This window comes from Candidatus Pantoea rara, assembly GCF_051136265.1.
GTDB lineage: Bacteria > Pseudomonadota > Gammaproteobacteria > Enterobacterales > Enterobacteriaceae > Pantoea > Pantoea rara.
Genome location: NZ_CP194943.1, coordinates 393,608 through 420,062 on the forward strand (window position 1 = coordinate 393,608; position 26,455 = coordinate 420,062).

At 52.5% G+C, this 26,455-nt stretch carries 27 protein-coding genes and 1 pseudogene; 13 read left to right on the forward strand and 15 right to left on the reverse strand.

Annotated elements, in window-relative coordinates; genetic code table 11:
• Nucleotides 1–129 precede the first annotated feature (129 nt).
• Nucleotides 130–639 carry a GNAT family N-acetyltransferase gene (locus ACR8BF_RS20320; RefSeq protein WP_434746029.1) on the reverse strand — a complete coding sequence of 170 codons (510 nt, stop codon included), beginning with the start codon at nucleotides 637–639 and terminating at the stop codon, nucleotides 130–132.
• 63 nt (nucleotides 640–702) lie between these two features.
• Here ACR8BF_RS20320 and ACR8BF_RS20325 point away from each other — a divergent pair, with 63 nt between their 5' ends.
• Entirely contained in the window at nucleotides 703–1,281 is a 579-nt protein-coding gene (locus ACR8BF_RS20325) for a helix-turn-helix domain-containing protein (protein ID WP_434746030.1), read from the forward strand.
• Nucleotides 1,282–1,375: 94 nt separating this feature from the next.
• Here the strand turns inward: ACR8BF_RS20325 and ACR8BF_RS20330 are convergent, their stop codons facing one another.
• The 4 genes from ACR8BF_RS20330 to ACR8BF_RS20345 form a co-directional block, all read right to left on the reverse strand.
• On the reverse strand, nucleotides 1,376–1,831 hold the full coding sequence (locus ACR8BF_RS20330) for a GNAT family N-acetyltransferase (protein ID WP_434746212.1): 456 nt from the start codon (nucleotides 1,829–1,831) through the stop codon (nucleotides 1,376–1,378).
• Nucleotides 1,832–2,136: 305 nt separating this feature from the next.
• Nucleotides 2,137–3,168: a methionine synthase gene (locus tag ACR8BF_RS20335; RefSeq protein WP_434746031.1), complete on the reverse strand. Its 1,032-nt coding sequence runs from the start codon at nucleotides 3,166–3,168 to the stop codon at nucleotides 2,137–2,139.
• Between the two features lie 26 nt (nucleotides 3,169–3,194).
• Nucleotides 3,195–4,175, reverse strand: coding sequence for a DUF1852 domain-containing protein (locus tag ACR8BF_RS20340; RefSeq protein WP_179898018.1), 981 nt, complete (start codon nucleotides 4,173–4,175; stop codon nucleotides 3,195–3,197).
• A 358-nt stretch (nucleotides 4,176–4,533) separates the two neighbouring features.
• Nucleotides 4,534–4,983: a GNAT family N-acetyltransferase gene (locus tag ACR8BF_RS20345; RefSeq protein WP_434746213.1), complete on the reverse strand. Its 450-nt coding sequence runs from the start codon at nucleotides 4,981–4,983 to the stop codon at nucleotides 4,534–4,536.
• Nucleotides 4,984–5,255: 272 nt separating this feature from the next.
• Between ACR8BF_RS20345 and ACR8BF_RS20350 the strand changes: the two genes are divergently transcribed.
• Nucleotides 5,256–6,056 (forward strand): SDR family oxidoreductase, encoded by an 801-nt coding sequence (locus ACR8BF_RS20350; protein ID WP_434746032.1) that lies wholly within the window; start codon nucleotides 5,256–5,258, stop codon nucleotides 6,054–6,056.
• A gap of 183 nt (nucleotides 6,057–6,239) precedes the next feature.
• On the opposite strand, the gene ACR8BF_RS20355 is transcribed toward ACR8BF_RS20350, so the two are convergent.
• Nucleotides 6,240–6,788 (reverse strand): TetR/AcrR family transcriptional regulator, encoded by a 549-nt coding sequence (locus tag ACR8BF_RS20355; protein ID WP_434746033.1) that lies wholly within the window; start codon nucleotides 6,786–6,788, stop codon nucleotides 6,240–6,242.
• A gap of 128 nt (nucleotides 6,789–6,916) precedes the next feature.
• Between ACR8BF_RS20355 and ACR8BF_RS20360 the strand changes: the two genes are divergently transcribed.
• The 6 genes and pseudogenes from ACR8BF_RS20360 (at nucleotide 6,917) to ACR8BF_RS20385 (ending at nucleotide 11,194) form a co-directional block, all read left to right on the forward strand.
• Nucleotides 6,917–8,005: an alkene reductase gene (locus ACR8BF_RS20360; protein ID WP_434746034.1), complete on the forward strand. Its 1,089-nt coding sequence runs from the start codon at nucleotides 6,917–6,919 to the stop codon at nucleotides 8,003–8,005.
• A gap of 75 nt (nucleotides 8,006–8,080) precedes the next feature.
• Complete coding sequence (locus ACR8BF_RS20365) at nucleotides 8,081–8,863, forward strand: SDR family NAD(P)-dependent oxidoreductase (RefSeq protein WP_434746035.1); 783 nt, start codon at nucleotides 8,081–8,083, stop codon at nucleotides 8,861–8,863.
• A 55-nt stretch (nucleotides 8,864–8,918) separates the two neighbouring features.
• Nucleotides 8,919–9,041: pseudogene (locus ACR8BF_RS20370) on the forward strand (oxidoreductase); the annotation flags it as partial.
• A 2-nt stretch (nucleotides 9,042–9,043) separates the two neighbouring features.
• A complete protein-coding gene (locus ACR8BF_RS20375) occupies nucleotides 9,044–10,066 on the forward strand; it encodes an NADP-dependent oxidoreductase (RefSeq protein ID WP_434746036.1) in 1,023 nt (340 codons plus the stop codon).
• A gap of 165 nt (nucleotides 10,067–10,231) precedes the next feature.
• The gene (locus tag ACR8BF_RS20380) at nucleotides 10,232–10,708 is read left to right on the forward strand and encodes a glutathione peroxidase (protein ID WP_434746037.1); all 477 of its coding nucleotides are present in this window, start codon (nucleotides 10,232–10,234) and stop codon (nucleotides 10,706–10,708) included.
• Between the two features lie 261 nt (nucleotides 10,709–10,969).
• Nucleotides 10,970–11,194: a hypothetical protein gene (locus ACR8BF_RS20385; RefSeq protein ID WP_434746038.1), complete on the forward strand. Its 225-nt coding sequence runs from the start codon at nucleotides 10,970–10,972 to the stop codon at nucleotides 11,192–11,194.
• 107 nt (nucleotides 11,195–11,301) lie between these two features.
• On the opposite strand, the gene ACR8BF_RS20390 is transcribed toward ACR8BF_RS20385, so the two are convergent.
• A complete protein-coding gene (locus ACR8BF_RS20390; RefSeq protein WP_434746039.1) occupies nucleotides 11,302–11,880 on the reverse strand; it encodes a TetR/AcrR family transcriptional regulator in 579 nt (192 codons plus the stop codon).
• Between the two features lie 119 nt (nucleotides 11,881–11,999).
• Here ACR8BF_RS20390 and ACR8BF_RS20395 point away from each other — a divergent pair, with 119 nt between their 5' ends.
• The gene (locus tag ACR8BF_RS20395; protein WP_434746040.1) at nucleotides 12,000–13,430 is read left to right on the forward strand and encodes an amidase; all 1,431 of its coding nucleotides are present in this window, start codon (nucleotides 12,000–12,002) and stop codon (nucleotides 13,428–13,430) included.
• Nucleotides 13,431–13,776: 346 nt separating this feature from the next.
• Nucleotides 13,777–14,163: a hypothetical protein gene (locus tag ACR8BF_RS20400; protein ID WP_434746214.1), complete on the forward strand. Its 387-nt coding sequence runs from the start codon at nucleotides 13,777–13,779 to the stop codon at nucleotides 14,161–14,163.
• A gap of 148 nt (nucleotides 14,164–14,311) precedes the next feature.
• On the opposite strand, the gene ACR8BF_RS20405 is transcribed toward ACR8BF_RS20400, so the two are convergent.
• Entirely contained in the window at nucleotides 14,312–15,040 is a 729-nt protein-coding gene (locus ACR8BF_RS20405) for an SDR family NAD(P)-dependent oxidoreductase (protein WP_434746041.1), read from the reverse strand.
• A gap of 98 nt (nucleotides 15,041–15,138) precedes the next feature.
• On the opposite strand from ACR8BF_RS20405, the gene ACR8BF_RS20410 reads away from it, so the two are divergent.
• A complete protein-coding gene (locus ACR8BF_RS20410; protein ID WP_434746042.1) occupies nucleotides 15,139–15,519 on the forward strand; it encodes a winged helix-turn-helix transcriptional regulator in 381 nt (126 codons plus the stop codon).
• A gap of 97 nt (nucleotides 15,520–15,616) precedes the next feature.
• On the opposite strand, the gene ACR8BF_RS20415 is transcribed toward ACR8BF_RS20410, so the two are convergent.
• A complete protein-coding gene (locus ACR8BF_RS20415; protein WP_434746043.1) occupies nucleotides 15,617–16,873 on the reverse strand; it encodes a diguanylate cyclase domain-containing protein in 1,257 nt (418 codons plus the stop codon).
• 772 nt (nucleotides 16,874–17,645) lie between these two features.
• Here ACR8BF_RS20415 and ACR8BF_RS20420 point away from each other — a divergent pair.
• A complete protein-coding gene (locus tag ACR8BF_RS20420) occupies nucleotides 17,646–18,419 on the forward strand; it encodes a COG4705 family protein (protein ID WP_292986035.1) in 774 nt (257 codons plus the stop codon).
• Nucleotides 18,420–18,529: 110 nt separating this feature from the next.
• Here the strand turns inward: ACR8BF_RS20420 and ACR8BF_RS20425 are convergent, their stop codons facing one another.
• Entirely contained in the window at nucleotides 18,530–18,856 is a 327-nt protein-coding gene (locus ACR8BF_RS20425; protein ID WP_179898056.1) for a hypothetical protein, read from the reverse strand.
• A 182-nt stretch (nucleotides 18,857–19,038) separates the two neighbouring features.
• Complete coding sequence (locus ACR8BF_RS20430) at nucleotides 19,039–20,109, reverse strand: LacI family DNA-binding transcriptional regulator (protein WP_434746044.1); 1,071 nt, start codon at nucleotides 20,107–20,109, stop codon at nucleotides 19,039–19,041.
• A gap of 265 nt (nucleotides 20,110–20,374) precedes the next feature.
• On the opposite strand from ACR8BF_RS20430, the gene ACR8BF_RS20435 reads away from it, so the two are divergent.
• The gene (locus ACR8BF_RS20435) at nucleotides 20,375–21,637 is read left to right on the forward strand and encodes a maltoporin (protein WP_292986037.1); all 1,263 of its coding nucleotides are present in this window, start codon (nucleotides 20,375–20,377) and stop codon (nucleotides 21,635–21,637) included.
• 110 nt (nucleotides 21,638–21,747) lie between these two features.
• Here the strand turns inward: ACR8BF_RS20435 and ACR8BF_RS20440 are convergent, their stop codons facing one another.
• From ACR8BF_RS20440 to ACR8BF_RS20455, 4 genes are all read right to left on the reverse strand, one after another.
• Complete coding sequence (locus ACR8BF_RS20440) at nucleotides 21,748–22,062, reverse strand: glucose PTS transporter subunit EIIB (protein WP_136198973.1); 315 nt, start codon at nucleotides 22,060–22,062, stop codon at nucleotides 21,748–21,750.
• 234 nt (nucleotides 22,063–22,296) lie between these two features.
• Complete coding sequence (locus ACR8BF_RS20445) at nucleotides 22,297–24,357, reverse strand: beta-galactosidase (RefSeq protein ID WP_434746045.1); 2,061 nt, start codon at nucleotides 24,355–24,357, stop codon at nucleotides 22,297–22,299.
• Nucleotides 24,358–24,398: 41 nt separating this feature from the next.
• The gene (locus ACR8BF_RS20450) at nucleotides 24,399–25,592 is read right to left on the reverse strand and encodes a glycoside hydrolase family 53 protein (RefSeq protein WP_434746046.1); all 1,194 of its coding nucleotides are present in this window, start codon (nucleotides 25,590–25,592) and stop codon (nucleotides 24,399–24,401) included.
• Between the two features lie 3 nt (nucleotides 25,593–25,595).
• Complete coding sequence (locus ACR8BF_RS20455) at nucleotides 25,596–26,447, reverse strand: sugar ABC transporter permease (protein ID WP_140033818.1); 852 nt, start codon at nucleotides 26,445–26,447, stop codon at nucleotides 25,596–25,598.
• Between the last annotated feature and the right edge of the window lie 8 nt (nucleotides 26,448–26,455).

The following is a 26,455-nucleotide window of genomic DNA, read 5'->3' on the forward strand; positions in this document are numbered from 1 at the left end:
CGGTGATGAGTGGTTATCCATCTGTTATATCGGTCGTCGTATGAATTTACAATTCATTCACACGCTGCCGCTCAGCTTCCAAAGAATGTCCGCTAAAGCATGCGCACGTTAACTTTCAGGCAGTGCCAGTCAGGGATGATTGCGATCATCCAGACGCAACTGCATAAATGTCAGATCCAGCCAGCGCCCAAATTTATTGCCGACTTCTTTCATGGTGCCCGCCTCAGTGAAGCCCAGCTTTTTATGCAGCGTGATTGACGCTCTGTTTTCCGATTCAATACCCGCCACCATCACGTGCTTTTTGCTCTTACTGGCAAGCTGAATTAACGTCCGCATCAGGGCATCACCTATGCCTTGTCCCCGCGCGTTTTTATGAACGTAAACAGAATGCTCAACGGTGTGACGATATCCATCCCAGGGCCGCCAGTCACCGTATGAAGCATATCCCAGCACGCTATCATCATTGTTCGCTGCCACTATCACAGGAAAACCCGCCTGCTGACGACTGTGTATCCATGCGATACGATTAGCGACATCTACCCTGCTTTCATTCCAGATGGCCGTGGTGTTAAGCACCGCATCGTTGTAAATCTCAGCAATCACATCAGCATCACTTTCAATAGCCGCACGAATAATCATGGTAGACACCCCTTTGCTCACTCACTAAAGTAGATGAATTGTACACAATGATAGTTATCTATTATGTTAGATGAAATGTCCAGTAAAGAAGATAACCTGAATATCCGGATCGGATTAAAGGTTAAAGAGGAAAGAGAAAAACGCGGCTGGTCACTGACTGAACTGGCAGGTCACTCCGGTGTATCGCGGGCGATGATCCACAAAATCGAGCGTGGAGAGAGCAGCCCGACGGCAGTTCTGTTAGCCCGGCTATCGGGCTCTTTTGACATGAGCATCTCGCAGCTTCTGGCCCAGACAGAAGTTCAGACAGGCACGCTGGTCAGGCACGAAAATCAGCCGGTATGGCAGGATCCTGAGACCGGCTATTTGCGTCGGCACGTTTCACCGGGTGAGATGCCGGTCGATCTGGTCAGTGTCGAACTGCCGGCCAATACCGCTGTGCCGATGCCAGCTATCTCCTATATTTCAAGACGTCAGCTGATATGGGTATTGGAAGGGTCATTGACGTTCGAAGCCGGGTCGAGCACTTATGAAATGGCGGCTGGAGACTGTCTTGAACTGGGCGATCCAGCTGATTGTGTCTTCAGAAATAACACCAGCAAGGCATGTCGATACGCTGTGATCGTCCTGCGGCCAGCCTGATCCGTTTAGTGGCAGAAATCCATCCGCGATGATGGATTTATAACGCGCTGTTTCTGAAAGCATTATCGCTATAGCACTGTTTAGCCAGGGTTATTTAACGATTATTTCCGGCATAGATATCAGGCCGGGTAATCGTCCAGATAAAGTTTTCCTGGTTAACGGGTTCATAACCAAGCTTTTTATAAAGCCTGGGGGCCGTTGTGGTACACAGCAGGATTCTGCGCAGTTTTATGAAAACCGGATGGTCATGAATGGATGCCATGAGCCATCTGCCCAGCCCCTTGCCCTGATACTCTTCCAGAATATAAACATCACTCAGCCAGGCGAAAGTCGCATAATCGGTAACCAGCCGGGCAAACCCTATTTGTGACTCATCATCATAGACACCAAAAGTCAGGCTGTTCTCTATCGACACGGCGACAGTATTCATGTCGATGCCAGCCGCCCAGGTTGAACGCGTCAGATATTGATGGATAGCCTTCTGGTCTAATTTTTCCTTATCGGTACTGATGAGATATGAGCTATTTCGCCATTCAAATACTGTATTCATCTTCACCCCTCTCCCTGAAGATTTATTCATAACATCAGCCGTCAGGTTAGCCTGATCATGCAGTGACATCACCTATCTCATATCAGATATACCCTGTCTCCGTAGGCAGAATATCGGCGTGAAACATTTTTTTGAAGATGCGGATGGCGGGCAAAGTGAAGGTGATGGAGATGGATGATGGCGTTTTTTATGCTGACACTCATCTTTGTGCAAACCCACGTCTGGCACAGGGATGAAAACTCAGTCCGGCTTTTGATCTCTCTACAATCAAATCGCCAGCCGGGCTGAGCCTGCTCAGGAAAAGATTATTTCCCCAGAATCTCTCTGCGGACAATCTCTGCGCCCGCACTCAACGCGTGAAGTTTGCCATTCGCAACCTGACGCGGCAGCGGGATCATCCCGCAGTTGGTTGAAGGATAGAGATTTCCAGCATCCACAAACTGCAGCGCTTTGCGCAGCGTCTCAGCCACGGCTTCAGGCGTCTCAATCTCATGGGTTGCCACATCGATAGCACCGACCATGACTTTTTTACCGCGAATCAGCTCGATCAGGTCCATCGGAACGCGCGAGTTCTGACACTCCAGTGAAACGATATCGATAGCCGAACGCTGTAGCTTCGGGAAGACTTCTTCATACTGACGCCACTCGGTACCCAGCGTCTTCTTCCAGTCGGTATTCGCTTTAATGCCGTAGCCATAGCAGATGTGAACGGCGGTTTCACACTTCAGACCTTCAATGGCACGCTCTAACGCAGCGATACCCCAGTCATTCACTTCATCGAAAAAGACGTTAAACGCTGGCTCATCAAACTGAATGATATCCACACCGGCCGCTTCTAACTCTTTGGCTTCCTGATTCAGGATTTTGGCGAATTCCCAGGCCAGCTTTTCGCGACTTTTGTAGTGATTGTCATAAAGGGTATCGATCATGGTCATCGGACCCGGCAGCGCCCACTTAATAGGACGATCGGTCAGCTTACGCAGGATTTTCGCATCTTCAACGAACACGGGCTTCTGACGTGAGACTTCACCCACCACGGTCGGGACGCTTGCGTCGTAACGATTACGGATGCGAACCACTTCGCGCTTTTCAAAATCTACGCCGCTGAGGTGTTCAATAAAGGTCGTCACGAAGTGCTGACGGGTCTGCTCGCCATCACTGACGATATCAATACCGGCCCGAACCTGATCGTCCAGACACAGACGCAGCGCATCTCTTTTGCCGTCAACTAACTCATCACCCTGCAATTTCCAGGGTGACCAGAGCACTTCTGGCTGCGCAATCCAGGAAGGTTTAGGCAGGCTGCCAGCAGTGGATGTCGGTAATAAGGTTTTCATAGCAGGTGACCTTCTATTTTAATTAATCAAAGAACGAATTCAGCAGACCATTGCGCGAGAAGTGTCTGATTAGGCTTAATGAAATGCGCCTCAGTAAACCTGCCCTGCTCGACGGCCAGCCGGCTGCGCTCTTCGCGATCATAAACAATGCGGGTTAACGAATAATCCTGATGCTGCAGCGTGGGCTGGTAGCACTGTCCGGCTGCAGAATTCGCGTTATAAATTTCAGGACGATAGATTTTCTGGAAGGTTTCCATCGTACTGATGGTGCTAATCAGCTCAAGGTTGGTGTAATCACTGAGCAGATCGCCGTGGAAATAGAAGGCCAGAGGCGCGACACTGCCCTGCGGCATAAAGAAACGTACTTTCAGGCCCATTTTTCCGAAGTAAAAGTCAGTCAGGGAAGGCTCATCCTGCTGATATTCGATGCCCAGTACCGGATGCTGATTACCGGTGCGCACGTAAGTGTTTTTACTCGACACGCTCAGGCAGATAACCGGAGATTTACTGAAGCTCTCTTTATAGGCCGCTGAGTTAACGAAGCTTTTGAAAATATTACCGTGCAGCTGACCAAAATCATCCGGCAGACTAAAGGCTGTCTGGCCTTTATTGTGCTCTGCCAGCACGACACTGAAATCATAATCACGCACGTAAGATGAGAAGTTATTACCGACAATCCCTTCAATGCGTTGACCCGTTTTATGATCCACAATATGCGTTTTTAAGATTTCAATCGCAGGGAACAATTCGTCGTTACTTTCGGGACGAAGATTCAGCTCAGCAGAAATAATCTCAAGTTCAACAGAATAACGATCGCTTTTTGGATTGTCCCAGTGTGCCAGCGCATTGAAACGGTTGTCGATCATCGCCAGGGCATTATGCAGATTTTCCTGACGCTTTTCGCCGCGCGCTAAATTAGCGAAGTTAGTCGTCGCCCGCGTATTTTTCGAAGGGTTATAGTTTTCGTCGAAACGAATGCGCTTGAGGGTAAAGGCTAAGTTGTTCATCGCTATCGGGTATCCTGGTCGCTGATATGAAGGGTTGCGTTAAGGGGTTATCCAGCGTTGCTATCCCTTTACACACATTCATATGACTCAAAGTTATTAACAATTCTTACTTTATGCCTCAACAATGAGTTGAAAAAAAGTGATTAAATTTCAACGAACGTGAAGGAAATTCATGTTGGTCGTGCAGAATGGTTTTTTTTTCATGAGCCGATCGAGTCTTAAAACACCATCTTTTAGATTCGTGTGTGAAACGCCTCGCAGCAGGGAGATCCTGCTGACCACGACAGCAAGACGTCACGGAGTAACAGACGAGATCATGAGGTTAATCTGTCTTTATGCCGCTGAAGCTAGCGTTCTTTTACAGAATTTTTGCAAAGCACACTGCGTCCTGGCGATTGATGTAAGGACCATAATTCTCAATACGCTCATAACCCTTTCTCTGATAGAAATTTACCGCTTTACGGTTAACAGATCGCGTTTCAAGCCAGATTTGGCTATACCCCATATTCAGGGCTGATTTTTCCAGGAAAGAGAGTAACGCATTACCAATCCCCGGCACGCTACGATCTGAAAACATTCTTTTGAGTTCAGCAATATCCCCGGCTAACGGTCTGATTGCTCCGCACCCTACTGCCTCGCCCCTGTGGTTTCGGGCGAGTACCCAGAGCGATCTCTCCTCCTCTAAAGAGTCCATGGTGAAGTTACTTTTGCCATCATCACCCGTAATCGCCGCGAGTTCTGCTGACAGTTTGCTTATCAGAAGCTGGGATGCTGCTGAACGAGGATCTGCTTTTTCTACTGTTATCATGCTCATATCCTTTTTTATGACGACGGTCAGGATAAAAGCAGATGAAGCAAAATGCATCTAGCGCACTCTCCACCTATTCCTGACCCGCCCGTAATGACGGCTAACCCCGCACTTCGCATCTATAATTCAGTGGCTCAGACCCATGCACTCACTCTGGCGAGCCGTTTAACAGAGTAGGAGTATCTGGACTTCGCAGTGTTAGCGATATTCAATCCCGGGATGATGCCTGCAGGGTTAAGACGCTCATCATTTACAAAATCTAAGGAAGCCTCATGATCTTTTCTCTCAAAAATCAGGTTGCGCTGGTTACCGGTGCCAGCTCGGGTCTTGGCTATGCCTGCGCAGAAGCACTCGCTAAAGAAGGAGCCAGTGTGGTGGTCAACTACCACAGCCAGGCGGAGCCCGCCGAAGAACTGGTTGAAAAAATCTGTGCAGACGGTGGCCGTGCCATCGCAGTGAAAGGAGATGTATCAAAAGAGACTGACGTAGAAAATCTTTTCGCCCGGACCCTGGCTGAATTTGGCAGACTGGATATCCTGGTAGCGAACTCAGGGCTTCAGAAAGATGCCGCCTCCATCGATATGACGCTGGAGGACTGGAATACCGTTATTAACGTGAATCTTACCGGACAATTCCTCTGCGCACGTGCTGCGTTGCGTCAGTTCCGCAGTCAGGAGCATCGACCGGAACTCAGCAGAGCCGTGGGTAAGATTATTCATATGAGCTCGGTTCATCAGCTCATCCCGTGGGCCGGACACGTCAACTATGCGGCGTCAAAAGGCGGCGTCGATTTGCTGATGAAAAGTCTGGCTCAGGAGGTGGGTGAAGATCGGATCCGTGTTAATGCTGTGGCACCTGGCGCTATTGCAACTGCCATTAACAAGGAAAGCACCTCGGGCGAGGCAGGCAAAGAACTGTTAAGGCTCATCCCTTACGGGCGCATCGGTGCGGCTGAAGACGTGGCGAATGCCGTCGTCTGGCTTGCCAGCGATCTCTCTGACTACGTTCATGGCACCACCCTGTTTATTGATGGCGGAATGAGCCTTTACCCAGGGTTTCGTGATAACGGTTGAGTAAGGCATCACTGAAACAGGCTGGTGGCTGACTGATTGATTGATAACTTTTTGGCGGCAACTTTACCCGGAACGGGACGTCCGGATTGCGCATTACCGCAGCGATTAATCAAACGCCAGCAGACCGGATGTTTCAGTCTTTGCCACACAGGCCTGTTCCCGTTGAACGGCAGGAGCCCCCATTCAATCTTTACTGGAGTCCGGACTGAGCAAACGCGCACGGGAGACCTCAAGAATTTCGTCTGCCAGTCCGGAACTTTCCGGACACGCGCGCGAAAGCATGAGTGCACCAACAAGCTGCGCAATAGTCGTCAAAAGCTCTTCACGCGTGACATTTTCGGATTCGAGGACGGCGATTTGTCGCTCAATCCCGGCCGCAAATGTTTCCCGGATGGATTCAGACTGCCGGGCAGCATCGGTGCCCAGAGCCGACATCACGCAACCCTTTCCCATGTCATCGCGATGCTGCCGGGAAAGGTAATACTTAATAAACGCGTCCCGACTCACCCCTTCGGTTTTTTCTGCCGACTGCACAAAACCGCAGGTCATCGCTTCAGCCAGCAAATCCTCTTTCGACCCAAAATGTTTGTAGAACCCGCCATGTGTTAACCCAGCGGCTGACATCAGCTCAGCGACGCCTACACCATCGTAACCACGCTGACGAAAAAGCGCTGACGCCGTTTCCACGACCCGCACCCGGTTTTCGCGTACCTGCTCTTTAGACACTTTCATTTTATTTCTCCTGCAACAGATCCTGATTATACATTGATGATGATCATAATCAAACCGGTTGACTTTAATGATTATGATCATCATCATTAAAAAGTTGCTTTTACCCGCTCATCCGCTGAGGAATAACCATGACCAATCACTCTTTATTTCAACCTTATGAACTGGGGGCTATCACACTTGCGAATCGTATTGTGATGGCACCGCTGACGCGCAACCGCGCCGGAGCAGGCCTTGTCCCCGGTGAACTGGCTGCGACCTATTACGCGCAGCGAGCCACTGCAGGGTTGCTGATTACCGAGGCCACGCAGATCTCAGAACAGGCGCAGGGATATCAGGATACGCCGGGGATCTACACGCAGGATCAGATCGCGGGCTGGCGGAAAGTCACTGACGCGGTGCATGACAGAGGTGGAAGCATATTTGTACAACTGTGGCACGTGGGACGAATTTCGCATGTCGATTTACAGCCAGGAGGCGCTGCCCCGGTCGCACCGTCTGCTATCCGTGCCGAGACTAAAACCTTTGTGAACAACGGCTTTGCTGACGTCTCTGAGCCACGTGCGCTCGAACATAATGAAATAAAAGGGATTGTCGACGATTTCAGAAAGGCATCGGCTAATGCCATTACCGCCGGATTTGATGGTGTTGAGATCCACGGCGCGAATGGGTATCTGCTGGAACAGTTTCTGAAAGATGGCGCAAACCAGCGTACCGATGAATATGGCGGTTCTGTTGAAAATCGTGCTCGTCTGCTGCTGGACGTCGTGGAGGCCGTTAAAGATGAGATTGGGGCAGAACGCACGGGCGTGCGCATTTCACCCGTCTCGCCTGCTAATGCCATTTCATGCAGCGATCCACAGCCACAATATGACTACCTTGCAGACCAGCTTAACGCTTCAGGTATCACCTATCTGCATGTCGTTGAAGGCACGACGGGTGGCCCACGTGATGCATCACCGTTCGATTACGCTTCTCTGCGTCGGCGCTTTAAAAATACGTACATCGGTAACAATGGTTATGACCTGGCGCTGGCGTCAGACCATCTTTCACAGGACAAAGCCGATTTATTTGCCTTCGGTCGCCCCTTCATTTCTAACCCCGATTTAGTCGAAAGACTTAAGACGGGAGCGCCACTGGCCCCGCTTAACCCTGAAACGCTGTATGGCGGGGGTGCGCAGGGTTACACCGATTATCCAGCGCTTAGCGAAAACCCCTGACAACGCCAGGAGCATCGCAGTTGTGCGTGCATCGCTGACGGCAATTTCAATCAATTAAATGAAGAAGATAAAATTATGACTAAAGCTTCGGTTCTCATCACGGGCGCATCAGCAGGCATTGGTGCGGTGTACGCTGAACGTTTTGCGCGTCGTGGACATGATCTTATTCTGGTTGCTCGCGACCAGAACAGATTAGAAGAGCTGGCGGCCCGGCTGCGACAGGAAAACCCTGTTTCCGTCGATGTTCTGCCTGCCGACCTCACCGTAAAGAGTGATTTAGCCGCCGTTGAAGCGCGCCTGCGGGAAGACACGCGGATAGGCATTCTTATCAATAACGCCGGTATCGCCCAGACCGGCGGTTTTACCGGGCAGACGCCTGGTTCCATCGAACGCCTCATCGCACTTAACGTCACAGCACTGACGAGGCTGGCCAGTGCTGTGGCTCCCCGTTTTGCAGATGCCGGAGGTGGCTCAATCGTCAATATCAGTTCCATCGTCGGACTTGCCCCGGAATTTGCTATGACGGTTTACGGCGCAACCAAAGCGTTTGTTCTTTTCCTGTCGCAGGGAATGCACGTTGAGCTGTCATCAAAGGGTATCTATGTTCAGGCGGTGCTCCCGGCGGGGACTTACACCGAAATCTGGGAACGTGCCGGCATCGACATCACTCATGCTTCTAAAATGATGGACGTGGGCGAACTGGTTGACGCCGCTATGACGGGTTTTGACCGCCGCGAGCTCGTGACCATTCCGCCATTACACCAGGCTGAGCGCTGGGATGTTCTTGATGCCTCCCGTCAGGGTCTGCTGTCGGACATCAGACAGGAAGAGGCCGCAGAGCGATACAAAACGCTGTAGTTAATTCTGCTCAGCGGAGCCCTTTTACAGGGTTCTGCTGAGAAATAAACCATGACCCAGGGTGCGCTATACGGCGGGAACGCTGGCTACAACACTGAATTTTGTCCGCCGGTTAGCGCCCGCCTTTATCCTGGATAAGGTCGTGCGGAATAGCCTTCAGCTTGATGCGAGAAACTAATAATGAAAAATCGGACAATGAAAGCTTTTACGTTTAAGCGCTACGGAAAATCGCCTGATATGGGATTTGAAAACGTGGATTACCCCTCTCCTGCTGAAGATGAAATCCTGGTTAAAGTTTATGCTGTGGGTCTGAACCCCATAGACAACATGATTCCTGGTGGGATGTTCAAACCGGTTTTGCATTTTAAGCTTCCCGCTACCCTCGGCAGTGATTTATCAGGCGTGGTCATTGCGGCAGGGAGTCGTGTAACGCGATTCCGTCCAGGTGATGAAATCTTCGCCAGCATTTTCGACACAGGCACAGGGTCACTGGCCGAGTTTGCACTTGTCCCTGAAAGTCTTGCGGCCCTGAAACCTAAAAACTTAGATTTCGTGCAGGCGGCCTCTCTTCCTATGGTTAGCCTTACTTCATGGCAGGCGTTCACAGAAAGAGCCCACTTACAGCCTGGGCAAAAAGTGTTTATTCCGGCGGGTTCCGGCGGAATAGGCAGTTTTGCGATTCAGCTGGCGAAACATCTGGGCGCAGAGGTTGCAACGACAACCAGTTCAGCCAATGCAGGATGGGTGCGTCAACTGGGTGCAGATGAGGTGGTGGATTATAAAAAGCAGGCATTTGAACACGTGCTGAGTGGCTACGATATCGTCATTGGTACTCTCCGGGGAGATTTGATTGAGAAATCCCTGAATATTCTGAAACCCGGCGGAAAGATAATCTCTCTCATTGGGCCATTAGATGTTGCCTTCGCACGAACCCGACAGCTGAATATCATACTACGGATAATATTTGGCCTGATGAGCCGCAAAATTTTACGGCTTTCAAAAAAGCGCGGACTGGATTATTCCTTTCTCTTTGTTCGCCCTGATGGCGATCAGCTTACCCAAATTGGCAAATTGCTCGAAGCTGAGAAAATCAAACCGGTAATCGACAAGGTTTTTCCCTTTGCAGAAACTCAGGAGGCGCTTGACTGGCTGCAACGCGGGCATGCGAAGGGAAAAATTGTGGTGAAAATTCATCAGGAATAACCACCCGGGTTCACGTCAGAAGTGGAAAATAATCAATAACGCTGGCGGTAAGGTCCGAAGCAGGGATACCGGTCCTGTCAGGAGCACCGGCTTCGCCTGATCCCCTCCGGTGTCCGCGCTGTGCTAATGTTGACACTAAACAGGTTCCGCTCTGAGGATTACAACATGTCACCCTTTTATCAACTCACTGCCTCCAGCCTGAATGGTCAGCTTGTCCCGATGGCCGACTACGCAGGGAAGGTCGTGCTGGTGGTTAACACCGCCAGTCATTGTGGGTTTACGCCTCAATACGCCGGTCTTGAAACACTTTACAAAAAGTATGCCGATCAGGGACTGGTCGTACTAGGCTTCCCCTGCAATCAGTTCGGGAAGCAGGAACCCGGCGACGCCGACGAGATCGCGCAGACATGCCACATCAATTACGGAGTGAGTTTCCCGATGTTTGGGAAAGTGAACGTCAATGGCTCTTCAACGCACCCGATTTTTCACTACCTGCAAGGTGAATTACCTGGCGTACTGGGTGGTCGTATTAAGTGGAACTTCACGAAGTTTCTGATCGGCCGCGACGGCAAACCGATCAAACGATTTGCCCCGACCACCACGCCGGAAAAAATGGAAGCCGCCATTCTTGCTGCCTTTTGAGGGCATGACAGTGGCTGATAACCATCAACGATGAGGATGAATTAACGATGTTCAGGAGCCAGCATTTATTATTCCTGGTACCCTTCTCGCTCGGGATAGGTTGCCTGCCGGTATCAGCGAATACTCAGTCTGTTCACACTCCGCAACCCGCTGCCTGCGAAGGCCAGAATGGCCGGGATGGGCAAAATGGTTCCCCTGATGGCCAGAATGGCAGGAATGGCGTAGCCGGCACCGATTGCCTGAATGGTGGAAATGGCGGGAATGGCGCATCAAATGGCGGTAACGGCGGGAATGGTGGGAATGGCGCAGGGACTACCCCCGGCACTCAACACCATCGTCACAAACATGCTGGAAATACCAACATGGATGCCAACGGAGGCAGTGGCGGGAGAGGTGGCAACGGCAGTAATGGCAGCAGCGCAGGCGCTGGCGGTCTGGGAGGTCGTGGTGGCAGTCATGGAGGGCAGGACGGAATTCCGGGGATGAGCGGTGCTTAGACGTCAGAGTCACTAAGATCTATCCGCTTTGCGCTCAAAGCGGATCATTATCTCTTCTTTCAGCGTAACCCGTCAGGCAACTCCCGAGCTACACCTTCACACAGGCAGCCTGAGTTTAGCTTCCAGACGCTGCAGCACGAAATCTGCAGCACCCTCAAACGCGTCATTCTGTGCCACCACCTGCAGGCCTTCCAGGATTAGCGTTATCTCTTTCGCCAGCGTGTGTGGATCGGTAATGCCCGCTGCGCCGCAGAGTGAAACCAGCCTGTTAAACTGCTTCTTCTTATGGGCAAAGATCAGCTCCCTGATTTCAGGAAATTGACCTGTGGTTTCTGCCAAGGTGTTTGTGAAAGGACATCCACGTTGTAATGTTCCCGCAAGATTGTCCTTCAGATAACGGGCAAAACCCATAATCTGCGCATCCGGTTGCTGTCCGTATCGTTCCGCCAGCGCCTCCCATACCCGGTTGTAATCCTCAACCAGTAAGGTGATCCAGGCCTGTACCAGAGCCTCTTTGGACGCGAAATGCCGATAAAGGGTCATTTTTGTCGACTCCGCTTTCGCTGCGATTGCATCCACGGTGACCCGGGTAATTCCTTCCTGATAAAACAGACTTTCCGCCGCCTGCAGGATGCGTTCGCGAGGAGGCAGCCGGGGTTGTGATGTTCTGTGCATAGGTTTTTCTCTGTTGCAACGATACCGATTAGTATCGTACGATACCGATAAGTATCAATAGATACTATCCAGTATACTTAAGCGTGCCTTTAAAGCACAAGCAACCCTAAGCGGAAACCATGAAACTGACAGAATATACCTCGTTCGACGGCACCGGCCTGGCTCAACTCATCTCTCAGGGCGAAGTAACAGCGCAGGAAGTCAGAGATGCTGCCATCAACGCCATCGAAGAAGTGAACGATGAAGTGAACGCCGTCATTGAGGTCTGGGATGATGAGCGTGGCCTGCGCTCAGGCGTGCTTCAGGGCGTACCCATGCTGGTTAAGGACCTGGGAATATCGGTAAAAAACCGTCGGAATGAACTGGGGAGCCGGCTGGCAGCCGGTTACGTTTCACCGCAGGATTCCAATCTGACCCGTAAAATGCGAGAAGCAGGACTTGTGCTTCTGGGACGTACGACAACCCCCGAACTGGCTGCAAGCACGACCACGGAGCCACGCTTTAACGGTGGCACGCGCAATCCGTGGAATACAGATCACAGTGCCGGAGGTTCCAGTGGAGGTTCAGCTGCCGCTGTAGCGTCAGGCATGGTGCCAGCCGCGCATGCTACCGATGGTGGCGGGTCAATTCGGGTGCCCGCTTCCGCGAATGGTTTGTTCGGGCTGAAGCCAGGCCGCGGACGAATCAGCATGGGACCTGATGTCGATGAAGTCTGGTCTGGCCTTGCCGTGCATGGATTCGTCAGCCGAACCGTTCGTGACACCGCTGCGCTACTGAACGCCGTTCAGGGTAATCAGGCAGGTGATCCTTTTATCATCGCCGCATCCCATTCAAATCTGAATGACTGCGTATCTCAGAATCCAGGATCATTGAAAATCGGTGTAATGACGCATCCGCTGAACGGTCAGCGCAGCCAGCCAGAAGTCGTCGAAGCGCTCAGTAAAACGATCGGACTGCTTATCACGCTGGGTCATCAGGTGGAGGAGGCGACACCCCAAATCGGCAGTTGGGACAATTTTGTTGAACTGAATACCCGCTTCTGGTCTGCCAATACCGCAGCCTGGATCGATGCGCTAGCGTCAGCAACCAATAATCCCGTTAATGAAGAGATGCTGGAACCGGCAAGCCTCGCACTCTGGAAACTTGGCCACTCTCTTACGGCTACTGACCTGGTCGGTGCAATGCATATGCGAAACGCCGTCACACAAGCAATGGGGCAATTTTATCAGGCTTACGACATTCTGCTGACACCCACTCTCCCCGCCCTGCCCGGTCTGCTCGGTGAGTACAATCAACATCAGCATGACGTGGATGGGCGCGGCTGGATGCATCACGTTTTCAATCAGTCACCGTTTACTGCGCTGGCGAACGTTTGCGGAACGCCCGCTATGTCCGTTCCTATGGGCTTTCATTCTTCCCTGAATCTGCCGATTGGCATGCAGTTCTGTGCAGGCTTTAATCAGGAGAATTTATTGCTGGCGCTGGCGGGGCAGCTTGAAAACGCCTGTCCTTGGCAGACAAGAAAACCGGCGGTATGGGCTGGGCACTAAAGTCCGTTCAGAAGCATCGTCTGATGTTTTTGCCAGAAGGTGAAAGCATCAACGTCCTCCCTGCTATTTTTTGTCTTTAAAATAGCGGGGAAAAGCGACAACCCTATAAAGGCGCCTGGATACCAGCAGCTCACTGCTCAGGGTTGACGTGACACGCCTTTACAGGCATACCCCTTAGCCAGTTTTGCTGTTAGCGACCAGGTAAACAACCGGGAACTTCGGCTATTAAAAGGTCTGAGGTCGTGAGCATGCGCGCGATCATCGTTATAAGCGGAAAAACATCGATTTCGGTGATTTTAAGCGCTGAAGTCATCACCCAGGGCTGAAAAAGAAGGAGATTAATATGATGCAGTCAGTACACCTCATGGGTGAGGGATATGAACCTCATGTGACACAAGAGGAGGGGAAACTGACCTACTCCTTGCCTGTTGATTCTGGTTTTATCAGCTATAACTTTGCGTTTGAGATCAGCCGGGACGATCTGGATATTCTGCTTTCTGATGATTACAGACGTGCTGTTCTCGAAATTATTGCGCATACCGTCCTTCAGCGTTCGACGCTAAAAGGCTATGACCGTTTTATTCAGAAAGACTTCGATAACCTGGTTGTGAAAACACTTCACTCAACACCTGCTTTCCTGCGGTTATTTATTGCGGAAATAAGCCATGAACATCAGATAGTTATCGAGCATTACGTTAAAGAGATCATGGACCGACGTTCCGCCGCACAATGAATACAGCTGGACCAGAACAAATCTAAGGCAGGTAAATATCACTCTGAGAAGTGTTCTTAGTGGGAGAGCATGGCGAGAGCGTCTTAATGTGTCAAAACCCTCCCCGCCATACCACCGCGCTATCCCGCATCGTTCGCCGCTGACGCCTTTAGGCCGTCATACCGCCATCAATCACCAGTTCGGTGCCGCTGACGTAACTGCTTTCATCGGACGCCAGAAAGAGTGCTGCAGCCGCCACTTCATCAGGATTACCCAGCCGGTTTGCCGGTATCCGTGCGCTCAGCGTCTGCCTGATCTCATCGCTGGCCTGGCTAAACATCGGTGTATCGGTGGGGCCAGGGCTGAGTGTGTTAACTCTGATGCCACGTGGCGCCAGTTCGCTGTTCCAGGTGCGGGCAAAGGATCGCACTGCGGCCTTGCTGGCTGAATAGGCAGCATAGCCGGGATTCGCGATGCTTCCCGCAATCGAACCCACCAGCACAATGCTGCTGCCCTCACTCATGAGTCGCACCGCGTGCTGCACCGTCAACACCATGGCACGCACATTCAGATTAAAGATGCGATCAAGGTGCTCTTCGGTGGTCTCTTCCAGGCTCGCAGGTTCAGACAGGCCAGACGAGTTGACCAGGATGTCTAGCCGGCCTGCCCGCGCCTTGAGGGTGTCAAACAGACGCTCAAGGTCGCTTGTGCGGGTAATGTCACCTGCAATCGCCTCGATGTCACCGCCAATCAGCGCCACAGCCTCAGCCAGTTGAGCTTCACGTCGGCCCGTTATAAAAACCCGTGCGCCTTCCTGGACAAAACGACGCGTAACTGCGAGGCCAATACCGCTGCTACCGCCCGTGACCAGGGCAATCTTTCCACGTAATTTCATCATTTCGACTCCAGATAGAGGGTAGACACCCGATAGTATATTTCTTATATTTGGTGTCAATTACGCACCTGATACACACCAGATATCCTCAAGGAAACCTCATGACCACTGATATCACCGCAGTACTGGCCGAGATCAACAGTACGCGCCCTATTCTGGAACAGGTGGCAAACAAGTGGTCAGTTTTGATCCTGACCGTTTTGTGTTCTCAGCCGTCACGCTTTAACGCCATCAAGCGCAGACTCGATCCCATCACCCATAAGTCTCTGACAGAAGCATTACGCCGACTGGAACGCAATGGACTGGTGAGCCGTCGCGTGATTGCCTCCTCCCCTGTGGCGGTCGAGTATGCGATCACGCCGCTGGGCAGGACATTGCAGGATCCTTTTATCGCGCTGGTGAGCTGGGCGAAGCAACATGGGGGAGCGATGGAACTGGCACAGGGGGCTTATGATGGGCGGGATATTGAAGAATCTGCATGAAATTAGCCCGGACGGCCTGCCTGCATGTCGATAGCGTCGGGTCGATATGCGAATAAGTTCAGGATAAGCAGGTCCGAAAGCGGAAACCTAACATCTTCTATGGCAATGACTCCTCTGCCGACGCGCAAAACTGATATGAACCATCACGGCGTGCTTTGGCCTGATACATCGCCCTGTCTGCGTTTTCGAAAAGCATTTTGGCCGATGCCGTCCCGAAGCGGGCCAGGCTGATGCCAATCGCCGCGCCGATACGCACATCCATATTATTAATGGCGAACGGCTCATGCAGACTGTCAATAATCTGCTGAGCGATGGCGGATGCCGTTTCACGGTTGCTGCACTTCGCTGCCACCACGAACTCATCTCCGCCCAGTCGCGCCACTGAATCGCCCGGACGCATGCAGCGTTGTAGCCGTTCGCTAACCTGTTGCAATAACGCATCGCCCGTTGCATGGCCCATCAGATCATTCACCGCCTTGAAACCGTTCAGGTCGATAAACATCACGGTGGTAAAGACCAGGTCGTCCGCCTGCGACAGCATGCAGCCCACCTTCTCAATGATCCAGGCACGATTATGCAGGCCGGTCAGCGTATCCAGCGTTGCCAGCTTCTCAAGGTCACGCATCCGCTCTTTGTCTCGCGTGATGTCGCGTGAGACCAGCACGGCACCGATGTTTTTTCCTGTACTGGGGTTGATGACGCCACACGCTTTGGTGCCCAGCGTGATGTAATGCCCGTCACGATGCAGTTTGCGAACCTCAACCACATCCGGCAACACGCCCCCGCTAAAAAGGCATTCCAGTGCTTCAGTTGCTAACGCCTTATCGTCGGGATGCAGGAAATCTACCACCAGCTGGCCTATGACCTCTTCGGCGGTAAAGCCCATTATTTCGCCATAGGAAGGCGAAATTGAAACATACCGGCCCTGTGCGTCGCAGTGGGCAATCAGATCGGTACTGTTTTCAATTAACAGACGATATTCTGCCGCGGTGCGCAGTGCATCCTCAAGCGCTTTACGCTGTCCGGTCACGTCAAGAATGAAGCCTTTATATTGCAGAGGAGATGCACCAGGCTGACAATCCGGCAGGCCAGCAAGAAGAACCCGTCGTGTCTTGCCGTCCAGACAGAGGATCGGCACTTCAATATGAAAAGGGGTCAGCAATTCCAGTGCTGCGGTCAATTGCAGCGCGATTTTCGCATCGTCGTCAGCCTGTGCCAGTCTTAGCCATGAACTCAGCGTCACGCCCCTGAGTTCGGGCATAAAACCCGCAGGGCTTTCCTGACTGGCGACGCAGATACCCTGGGCGTCTGTAGACCAGACAGCGGTAAAAGAGGGTTTGATCATTGTGTACATGGCGACCGACTCCGACGTTGCCGACGATATTAATGACGCTCAATACGCGTCATTACTAACCTGATTATAACTATAAATGCCCGCCTGAAGCTGAAGTGGGCTCCGGGGACGGGGCTATTATTGCAGGAATACCCGTCCTGAACGGTGGCTGACGTGGCAGATTGTCTGGCGTGTTTTCGAAACGTTTCTCACTGCAGAGAGGTAGGTAAAACGTCAATTGCAGGAGGCAGCTTCAGCCGTATGAGCTTATGTTTATCGGTTAATCAGGGTTAAATCTTTAATCACGTCGTGTTAACTCATCAGCGGGCGCTTTAAACGGCTCGATCCTGTCTGACTGGGTAAATGCCTGCCCATGGGCAACCTTGACGATATTTCTGCTGTTCAGACAATCAGAATTAGTGGCTCAATGAGGCAGCATAAATGTCAGGCGTTCATGTGCAGGCAATAGAGGCCCCCTCATTATTCTTTAATTTTGCTACTCATACGCATTGCGCTGTCAGCGATATACTTTTCAGTACGCCTGATAATCCCTGAGAGCCTCTGAGAGATGCCTTTCTGCTTACCCGCATAAAAATCCTTTTACCACAAAGTGATAAAACTAAAAAACCCGAAAGAAATCTTCCGGCATGCATGCCTTCTCCCCTTCATTTAGCTTTTGCAGAGCAGATCAAAAAAACGTCATCGCATTCCTTCCGCTTAATGTTTCCTTAAGAATATTCTTATAGCCTCACTGTTGTATTAGCCCATGTTGGGCTGTTCCGGAGTCTCACCCATGCAAAATAACAACACAGCTTCTTATTCTCTGAGTAAAGTACCGGCCGTTACCGCGGCTTTCTGGTTAACCAAAATTGCTGCTACTACCCTGGGTGAAACCGGCGGTGATGCGGTGACCATGTCGATGAATCTGGGTTACCTGACCGGAACGCTGATTTTCGCCATCATTTTTCTGATCGCGGTGGTAGTGCAGATTAATCGCCACAGCTTTAATAAATGGATTTACTGGTTCACTGTGGTAGCGACAACCACGGTCGGCACAACGATGGCAGATTTTGCCGATCGCTCCCTCAATATTGGTTATCTGGGCGGTACCCTGCTGCTGAGTACGCTGCTGATCCTCTCGCTCTTTCTGTGGAAAATCACCTGTGGCACGGTCGCGGTGAGCTCCGTTAACAACGCGGTCACAGAGAGTTTTTACTGGGTCACCATTATGTTTTCGCAGACGCTGGGCACGGCGTTAGGTGACTGGACGGCAGACACTGAAGGTCTGGGCTACGATGGCGGGATACTGTTGTTTGTTGGCGCGCTGGCGATCATCTGGGCGGCCAGTCGCTTTACGTCACTTTCACGCACGGCACTCTTCTGGGCGGCCTTTATCCTGACCCGTCCGCTGGGTGCCGTCGTCGGCGATTTCCTGGATAAACCCCTAGCTGCAGGTGGACTGGCGCTGAGTCGCTACGGTGCCTCGCTGACGCTGGCACTGATCATTATCGCCTGCCTGGTGGTGCTGCCACAGCGTCCGGCAATGAAAACCGTCGCTGCAAATTAAAAAGCGTCACCGGCAGATTTACCGGCAACGCTCACATCAAAATGCATCAGGGCCGCCAGCAATGGCGGCTTTTTTATTTTCTGAAGCGTTGGCGTCCACAGACAGTGAAATCAGACTGAGCGTTCAAGAGAGATGTTATGACCATCGGATGCGGCGGAGAGCACTGGCAGACTCTCTGCAGGCCCCTGCATCTTCACCCGAAAGGCTGTATTACTGGCATCAAGAAAAACGGTTCTCAGATGACGATTACAGATAAACCATATTTCATCGCGGTCATTTGAAAGGATGTAGTAAGCATCTGAAGTTTCAGACGGGTTAAAACAGCCCAACGCGCGATAAGCCGTCTGGGGCGTAAAACCACTTGAAAGCGGCAGCGGCCTGGGGCCATGCGCTAACTCCTCAATCCGAAGGTAAAGTCCCTGCTCAAGCCACAGCATAATGTCACTCCCTGAAGCCAATGAAATCGGGCTGAATGTATCGGGGGCCTACCGCGAATCTGAATGCACGTCACGACAGCATCAGATAGTCGGGTAATTTGTCCGACATTCAGAATAATTATCCTGATCTGAGCATAGCAGCGGTGCGTTCTTATGCTTTTTTATCTTCAGGAATTGGCATACTACTCAAGCCGGCTGGCGATCAGCCGCAGCTGTTCGGCAATCTGCTTTAAATCCCGCTGCTGCTGCCCGGCGATACCGGTTGAACTGCGCACCACCAGTTTTGCGGGCAGAATCGATGAAGAACGCTGCTCATCCTGCTCACTGGCTAACAACAGTCGTGCAACCGCCTCTTTGCCCTGCAAATCCAGATCCAGTGAGACCGTCGTGAGCGCCGGATGGAAGAAGGCGCTTTCATAGGTGTCGTCGTAGCCAATCACTGAGATTTGCCCCGGCACCGCCACGCCGCGCTGATGCAGCGCGCTCAGCACACCCAGTGCCATCTGGTCATTGCCCACCAGTAGCGCGCTGAATTCCGGCGCTTCCCGCAGCAGTTGCAGAACGCTGTTGTAACCACTCTGCGCATCCCAGTTACCGTGGCTGACACTGACCGGCTTCAGACGATAACTCTCCAGCGTATCCAGCCAGCTCTTTAACCGCAGATTCGCGGAGACCGACAGCTCTGGCCCGGCCAGCAGCGCGAATTCACGGTGCCCCTGCTCATAGAGATATTTAACGCTGGCGCGGGTCCCGTCAGCCGGGTTAAACGAAACGTTAAACACTGAACTGTAAGGATCGACATCCAGGAACAGGCAAAGAATGTCTTCATTCTCCTGCACGATCTTCTCGGCATCGATGCTCTCCAGCGGGACGTTAATAATCATCTTATCCACCCGCTGCGACTTCAGCTCATTGATACAATTCTGCAGACTTTGATTGACGTTCTCATCAATCATGGCGATCAGCACCTGATAGTCCGCTGCATTGGCATAACGTTTAACCGCTGCAGCGACCTGTGATGGCGCATGCAAAGCCAGTGAAGTGGTCACCAGGCCCAGCGTCGTACTCTGCTTACCCACCAGCTGTTGCGCCAGTCGGTTAGGCACGTAACGCAGTGTCTCAATTGACTGCTCCACCTTGCGCCGCGTTGATTCTGAGACGTTTGCCGACTTATTCAAAACCCGCGAAACCGTCTGATACGACACGCCAGCATGACGGGCGACATCCTCTAAGGTGGCATTTTTTGATTTCATAATTCGCATCCCTGATAACCGATAACGGAATGGTATCACAGCCGCTGTGCCAGCCAGACTGCCGCAGTCACATTGCGCGATAAAAAAGTAAAAGTAATACCTTCACATAGTAATATTTGGTGATCCGATTCACTAATCCTTACAAATACCGCCATTTTATTAGCACCGCATCACACATTATCGCGATTTTGTTTGTCACCAACCTGACATAAAGCGTTTACTGCCGCTGTCATGTGAACGTATTACAAATAAAATTGAGGATAACATGGAAACAAGGTTACGTACTGCTGCTGTGGCGCTTGCTGCGGCCCTGACTTCCCCGACGCTCTATGCGGCTATCGACAACATTGATTTCCATGGCTATCTGCGTGGTGGCGTGGGTGTATCACAGGATGGCGGTATCGAAGAGTTTCAAAAAAACAAAGTAGGTCGTCTCGGCAACGAAGCTGATACGTATGGCGAGGTTGAGCTGGGCAGCGAGGTCTACAAAAAGGATGATGTCAGTTTCTACGTCGATACCATGGTCAGCATGTTCTCCGACGGCTCTAACGATAACGAAACCACCCTCGGCGACGATGCGCAGTTTGGTTTACGTCAGTTGAACCTGCAGATAAAAGGGCTGGTGCCGGGTGACAAGGATGCCGTGATCTGGGGCGGTAAACGCTATTACCAGCGTCACGATCTGCACATCATTGATACTAAATACTGGAATATCTCCGGCTCGGGTGCCGGTATCGAAAACTATACGCTGGGTCCGGGCGCTATCTCGTTTGCGTGGATTCGTGGCGATGCCAATGACGTAGATTACCGCGTCGATGGCGATAACGACGTGAACATCAATTACCTCGATCTGCGCTATGCCGGCTGGAAACCCTGGAGCGGTGCCTGGACTGAGTTTGGTATTGATTACGCGATGCCGAACACCACCAAAAAACAGAAAGAATATGGTGGCCTGTATGACGCAGATAACGGCGTAATGGTCACCAGTGAAATCAGTCAGGACGTGTGGGGTGGCTATCAGAAACTGGTGTTCCAGTATGCCAATAAAGGTCTGGCGCAGAATATGATTTCGCAGGGCGGTGGCTGGTATGACATGTGGAACGATACTCAAAACGCCACCGGCTACCGCGTCATCAACACCGGCCTGCTGCCGATTACCGACAAGTTCTCGCTGAATCAGGTCTTTACCTGGGGTTCAGCGGATGATGTGACCGCGCAGACCAGCAAAAGTACCCTGCTGTCGCTGGTGGGTCGTGGACAGTATCAGTTCACCCAGTATGTCCGTGGCATCGGGGAAGTCGGCAGCTTCTGGCAGAAAGATGAGAACAAAGTGGGCAGCGACTACAAACAGGCGGGTCAGAAATATACGTTGGCACTGGGCCTGGCAGCCGGTCCCGAATTTATGTCACGTCCGGAACTGCGTCTGTTTGCTTCTTACCTGAATGACTCAGAAGACGGGCACAGCTTTAAAGACAACACCAGTAACAACACCTGGAACTTCGGCGTACAGGTCGAAGCCTGGTGGTAACCGCGCAGTCTCCTCATTGTGATCATTGTTAAGCTCTTATGCAGGGGCTTATTTGGATAACCGGCGACGGTTATCCATTTTTTTTACTTCGTATTTTTTACAGTAGCTTTTTATTCTGGCTGAAAGAAACGGGCTTCCAGCAGCTGACGCAACTGGTCGGATTGCTTACCAAAGATCGCATGAACCTCATGCCCCAGAATCACCACGCCAATCGCCCCCGCCTTCTGCAATCCTGCCGTATCGACAGCCTTCAGCGACGACACCTTCACACGTAGCCGCGTCAGACAGGCGTCCACCTGCTGAATATTTTCACGTCCGCCAAAGCAGTTCACCAGACGCTCCAGCAGCTCGCTGTCTACTTCAAGCTCTTCCACTGTCAGCGGCTGCCGACTGAAATATTGCTTAAATGATTTCAGACTCACCATGTTGTTCTCCTTCAGATAATAAAAAGGCGGGCTGCTGCCCGCCACTCACGACTGATAAACGAAAACGAGGGGATCATGCCCGGGACCGCTTACAGAATATACACGCTTCCTGCCTCTATCCTGCAATTGGCCTCTAAAAACCTGCTCCCAGTCAACAAGGCCGGACCGATCTTTCTACAGACAATGCTCATGCGTAAAAGCGATGGGGCAGATGCACCCTCGACCTGAATAGTCCTACTCTACTGGCCCACTCAGCACCCGACATCCCCACGGCCCCAGCGCGAGCGATTCCCCCACATCTTTGCCATCGATTAAATCCCTCAGCCCGGCAGGCAACGACACCTGCTGCCCCTGCGCCGTAAAGTTCTGAACAAACAGAAACGCCTGCTCACCATCAGTACGGCGCTGAACCACCACGCCAGGCGGCATATCACTTGCCAGCGCACGCGGTAATCCAAGCTGCTTAATCAGCGCACCATAAAAATCCCGATGGAAAGACAGATCATTACGCGACGCGATATACCAGGCCTTTCCCTGACCTACCCGATTCACTGTCACCGCCGGGGTACCGGCATAAAAATCACTCTCGTAACTGGCCAGCGCCGTCGCGCCCTCCAGATGAATATGCTCACAAAGCTCCCGCGCCTGATATGGCCCGCTCAGCCCCAGCTCATTGCCGCGAACCCCACGCACGCCGTTCAACTCCTCGTCAGTCAGACTATCTATCTCTTCTGACCAGATGCCGAGCAGCGGCCGCAATGGACCCGGGAAGCCACCGAGGTAACAAAGATCGCTCTCATTTACGATGCCGCTCCAGTAGCTGGCCACGAAATGCCCGCCCCGCTCAACATGCTCTTCTGCACGCGCCGTGAAACCGTCGCGCACCATATACAGCATTGGCGCAATCACCAGATCGTAACCACTGAAATCGCTGTCGCCATTAATCACATCTACCGCAACGCCCTGCTCCCAGAACGCCCGATAATGCTCGTTCACCGTACGCTCATAATGCAGACCGAGATTGCGCGGACCCTGCGCGTTATCCATCGCCCAGCGACTCTCCCAGTCGAAAATAATCGCCACACGCGCCTCAACCCGACTGCCCATCACCGGCGTCATCGCGGCCAGCATCCGGCCCAGCTCACTGACTTCGCGACCGGTGCGCGTATCCAGATGACCGACATGATCGACGACTGCACCGTGAAACTTCTCGACTGAACCCCGGCTCTTGCGCCACTGGAAATACTGCACCGCGTCCGCACCATGCGCCACCGCCTGTAACGACGACAAAATATGCATTCCCGGCTTCTTTAACTTGCTGGTCGGCTGCCAGTTCGTCGCGCCCGGCGTCGACTCCATCAGCACAAACGGCTTGCCCTGCTTCAGGGTGCGCATCAAATCGTGGTACATCGCCGTATAACAGGCGAGCGTGCTCTCATCCTTCTCGTTGTGCCACATCGGATAGCTATCCCACGAGATAAAATCGAGCGCCGGTGCCAGCTTCCAGTAATCGTAGTCGTAGAAATACTCCATAAAATTGGTGGTAGCAGGCAGATCGGGATTGGCCTGCTTCAGCGGTTTAATCTCCTCACGACAGAAGTCAGTCACCTGATCGGTCATAAACCGCCGCCAGTCCAGATTCAGACCATGAATTGACATCTCACCCTGTGGCGCTGGCGATACAATCTGTGACCAGTCGCTGTAAGTGTGACTCCAGAAATCGCTCCACCAGGCAAGATTCAGCTTCTCCAGCGTCTCATAGCGGCGCTGTAACCAGCCGCGAAACGCCTCCTGACAGCGATCGCAGTGACACTCGCCGCCATACTCATTGGAAATATGCCAGCCGATCACCGCCGGATGATGCGCATAACGCGCCGCCAGCCTGCTGTTCATCGCCTGCACTTTCTGGCGATAGATCGGCGAGGTCATGCAGTGGTTATGACGGCCGCCGTGCAGAGCCGGCACGCGATCGCGTCCCACCCGCAACACCTCCGGATACGCCTGCGACATCCAGGCCGGACGTGCCCCGCTTGGGGTAGCCAGAAACACAGAAATCCCCTGAAGCCACAGCGTGTCGATCACCTCATCCAGCCAGCCAAACTCATAGCGCCCCTCTTCCGGCTCCAGCTTTGCCCAGCTGAAAATACCCACCGACATAACGTTACAGTTCGCCTGCTTCATCATTGCCACGTCATCTTCAATAATGCCCGACTGGTGCGCCCACTGTTCCGGATTGTAGTCAGCACCATGCAGCAGCCGGTTAACCCGGGCGCTGAGCGGGGGAAATTTATTCATACCTGTTCCTCAGAGGAAGACATCAGCGTTAGCGCTAATAATTAATGAAAAACCTGCAGCGAAGGCAGTGCCTTGCCGTGACAGTCAAACAGCGCCTGGTTTTCACGGGCATTGCCCTGTTTCCATTCGTCGTGGATATATTTCATGCCTGCGGGTGTGGCCCAGGTATTACCGGGCGCGGTTATCCACGCTGGTTCCCAGTAGACTACGCCCTTGCCGCGATGGTCCGGCACCGCCAGCACGGCCTTAATCAGATCATGTAGATAAGCCGCCTGGCCCGCGACCGTGCCAGGATAGCCGCCCGCTTTTTCCTCTTTGGCCTGGAAACTGTTCCCGGCGCTGTCGCAGTTTTCCAGCGTGTAGCCGTAAGCGGCTTCCACCACCATCACGTCTTTGTTATAGCGCCGGGAGATATCATCCATGTTGGCTTTCAGGGCACTGATGGGGCCGTTCCAGTAGGTGTACATCGACAGGCCAATCACATCGAACGGCACATCGCGCTTCACGATTTCGTCGAACCACCAGCGGAAAGTGTCATTTTTCGTGCCCTCGGCCAGATGCAGCATGATCTTTACCTGATGGGGATCGCTGAGATTCTCGCGTAAACCGCTGATGCCCGCCTTCAGCAGACCGGCCAGCCGATCAAACTCGCCGCCGTTCTGGCCCCAGCTCTTGCCTTCCGGCCAGAGCATGCCGCCATTAAGCTCGTTGCCAATCTGTACGATATCCGGCATCACTCCTTCTGCTTTAAAGCGGGCGATGGCGTCACGCGTATAGTCATGCACCTGCGTTTCCAGCTGCGGAAAGGTCAGCGACTGCCAGGCTTTAGGCTTGAACTGCTTGCCGGGATCGGTCCAGAAATCGCTGTAATGAATATCCAGCAGCAACTTGAGTCCCGCCGCTTTTACACGCTTCGCCAGGGCCAGTGTGGTCGCCAGATCGTTATCGCCGCCGCCGTAGGTGTGACCACTGCCGTCGGTGGGATCGACCCACAGCCGTAGCCGGATGGTGTTGATACCACTGGCTTTCAGGATGGCGATGGCATCCTGCTGCTGGTTGTCTGCGTTGTAAAATTTCGCTCCCTGCTTCTCCAGTTCAGCCAGCGAAGAGATATCTGCGCCCTTGATAAAATCAGCTGGCCATGGCCCGGCGGAAGCGATGACAGGCTGATCGGTGGCGAGCAGCGGTGTCGCCCAGGCCAGCGCCAGGGCGAGAATCAATGTTTTTGGCGTCATGATTTATCCTTTAGTACTGCCTGAGGCCAGGCCGGAAACGAAGTATTTCTGCAGGGCCAGATAGAACACCGCCACCGGCACGGCGATCAGCACGGCACCGGCTGCATAGGTGGTGTAACTGGCACCCATTTTTTGCGACACCAGGTTATAGAGGCCAATCGGCAGCGTGAACTGCTCCGGCGTGCGCAGAATGGTGCTGGAAAGAATGAAATCGCCCAGCGGCCCGGTGAAAGAGAACAACGCCACGACCGCCAGAATCGGTTTCGACAGCGGCATGATGATCTCAACAAAAATGCGGAAGTTGCCTGCACCATCCATGCGCGCCGACTCATCCAGATCTTTGGGAATCGAGTCGAGATAGCCCTTCATCAGGTACGTGTTCATCGGGATCATTCCGCCAACGTAGATCAGCACCAGCGCCAGATGGCTGTTAATCAGCCCCAGCAGTTGCGACAGCACGAAAATCGCAATCAGCGCCGAAAACTGCGGGATCATCTGCAACAGCAGAAACAGCATCAGGCCGTTCTGACGTCCCTTAAACCGAAAACGGGAAAAGGCGTAGGCGGTACAGCTGACGCTGATCAGCGTCAGCACCATGGTCAGGAAACTGATTTTCATCGAGTTCCAGTACCACGTCATATACGGCACCGTGCCGTTGAACAGGTCGCGGTAGTGCTGCAGCGACGCATTCTCCGGAATGATCGAGCTGCTGAGCAGACTGTTGCCTGCATTCAGTGATGCCCCAACCGTCCAGACCAGCGGATAGATAATGATGGTTGAGACAACCAGCACTACCAGCCAGGTCAGCGACAGGCGTATCCACCTTTCGCGTTTAATACTGCCGGACTTCGCCATAACTGTTC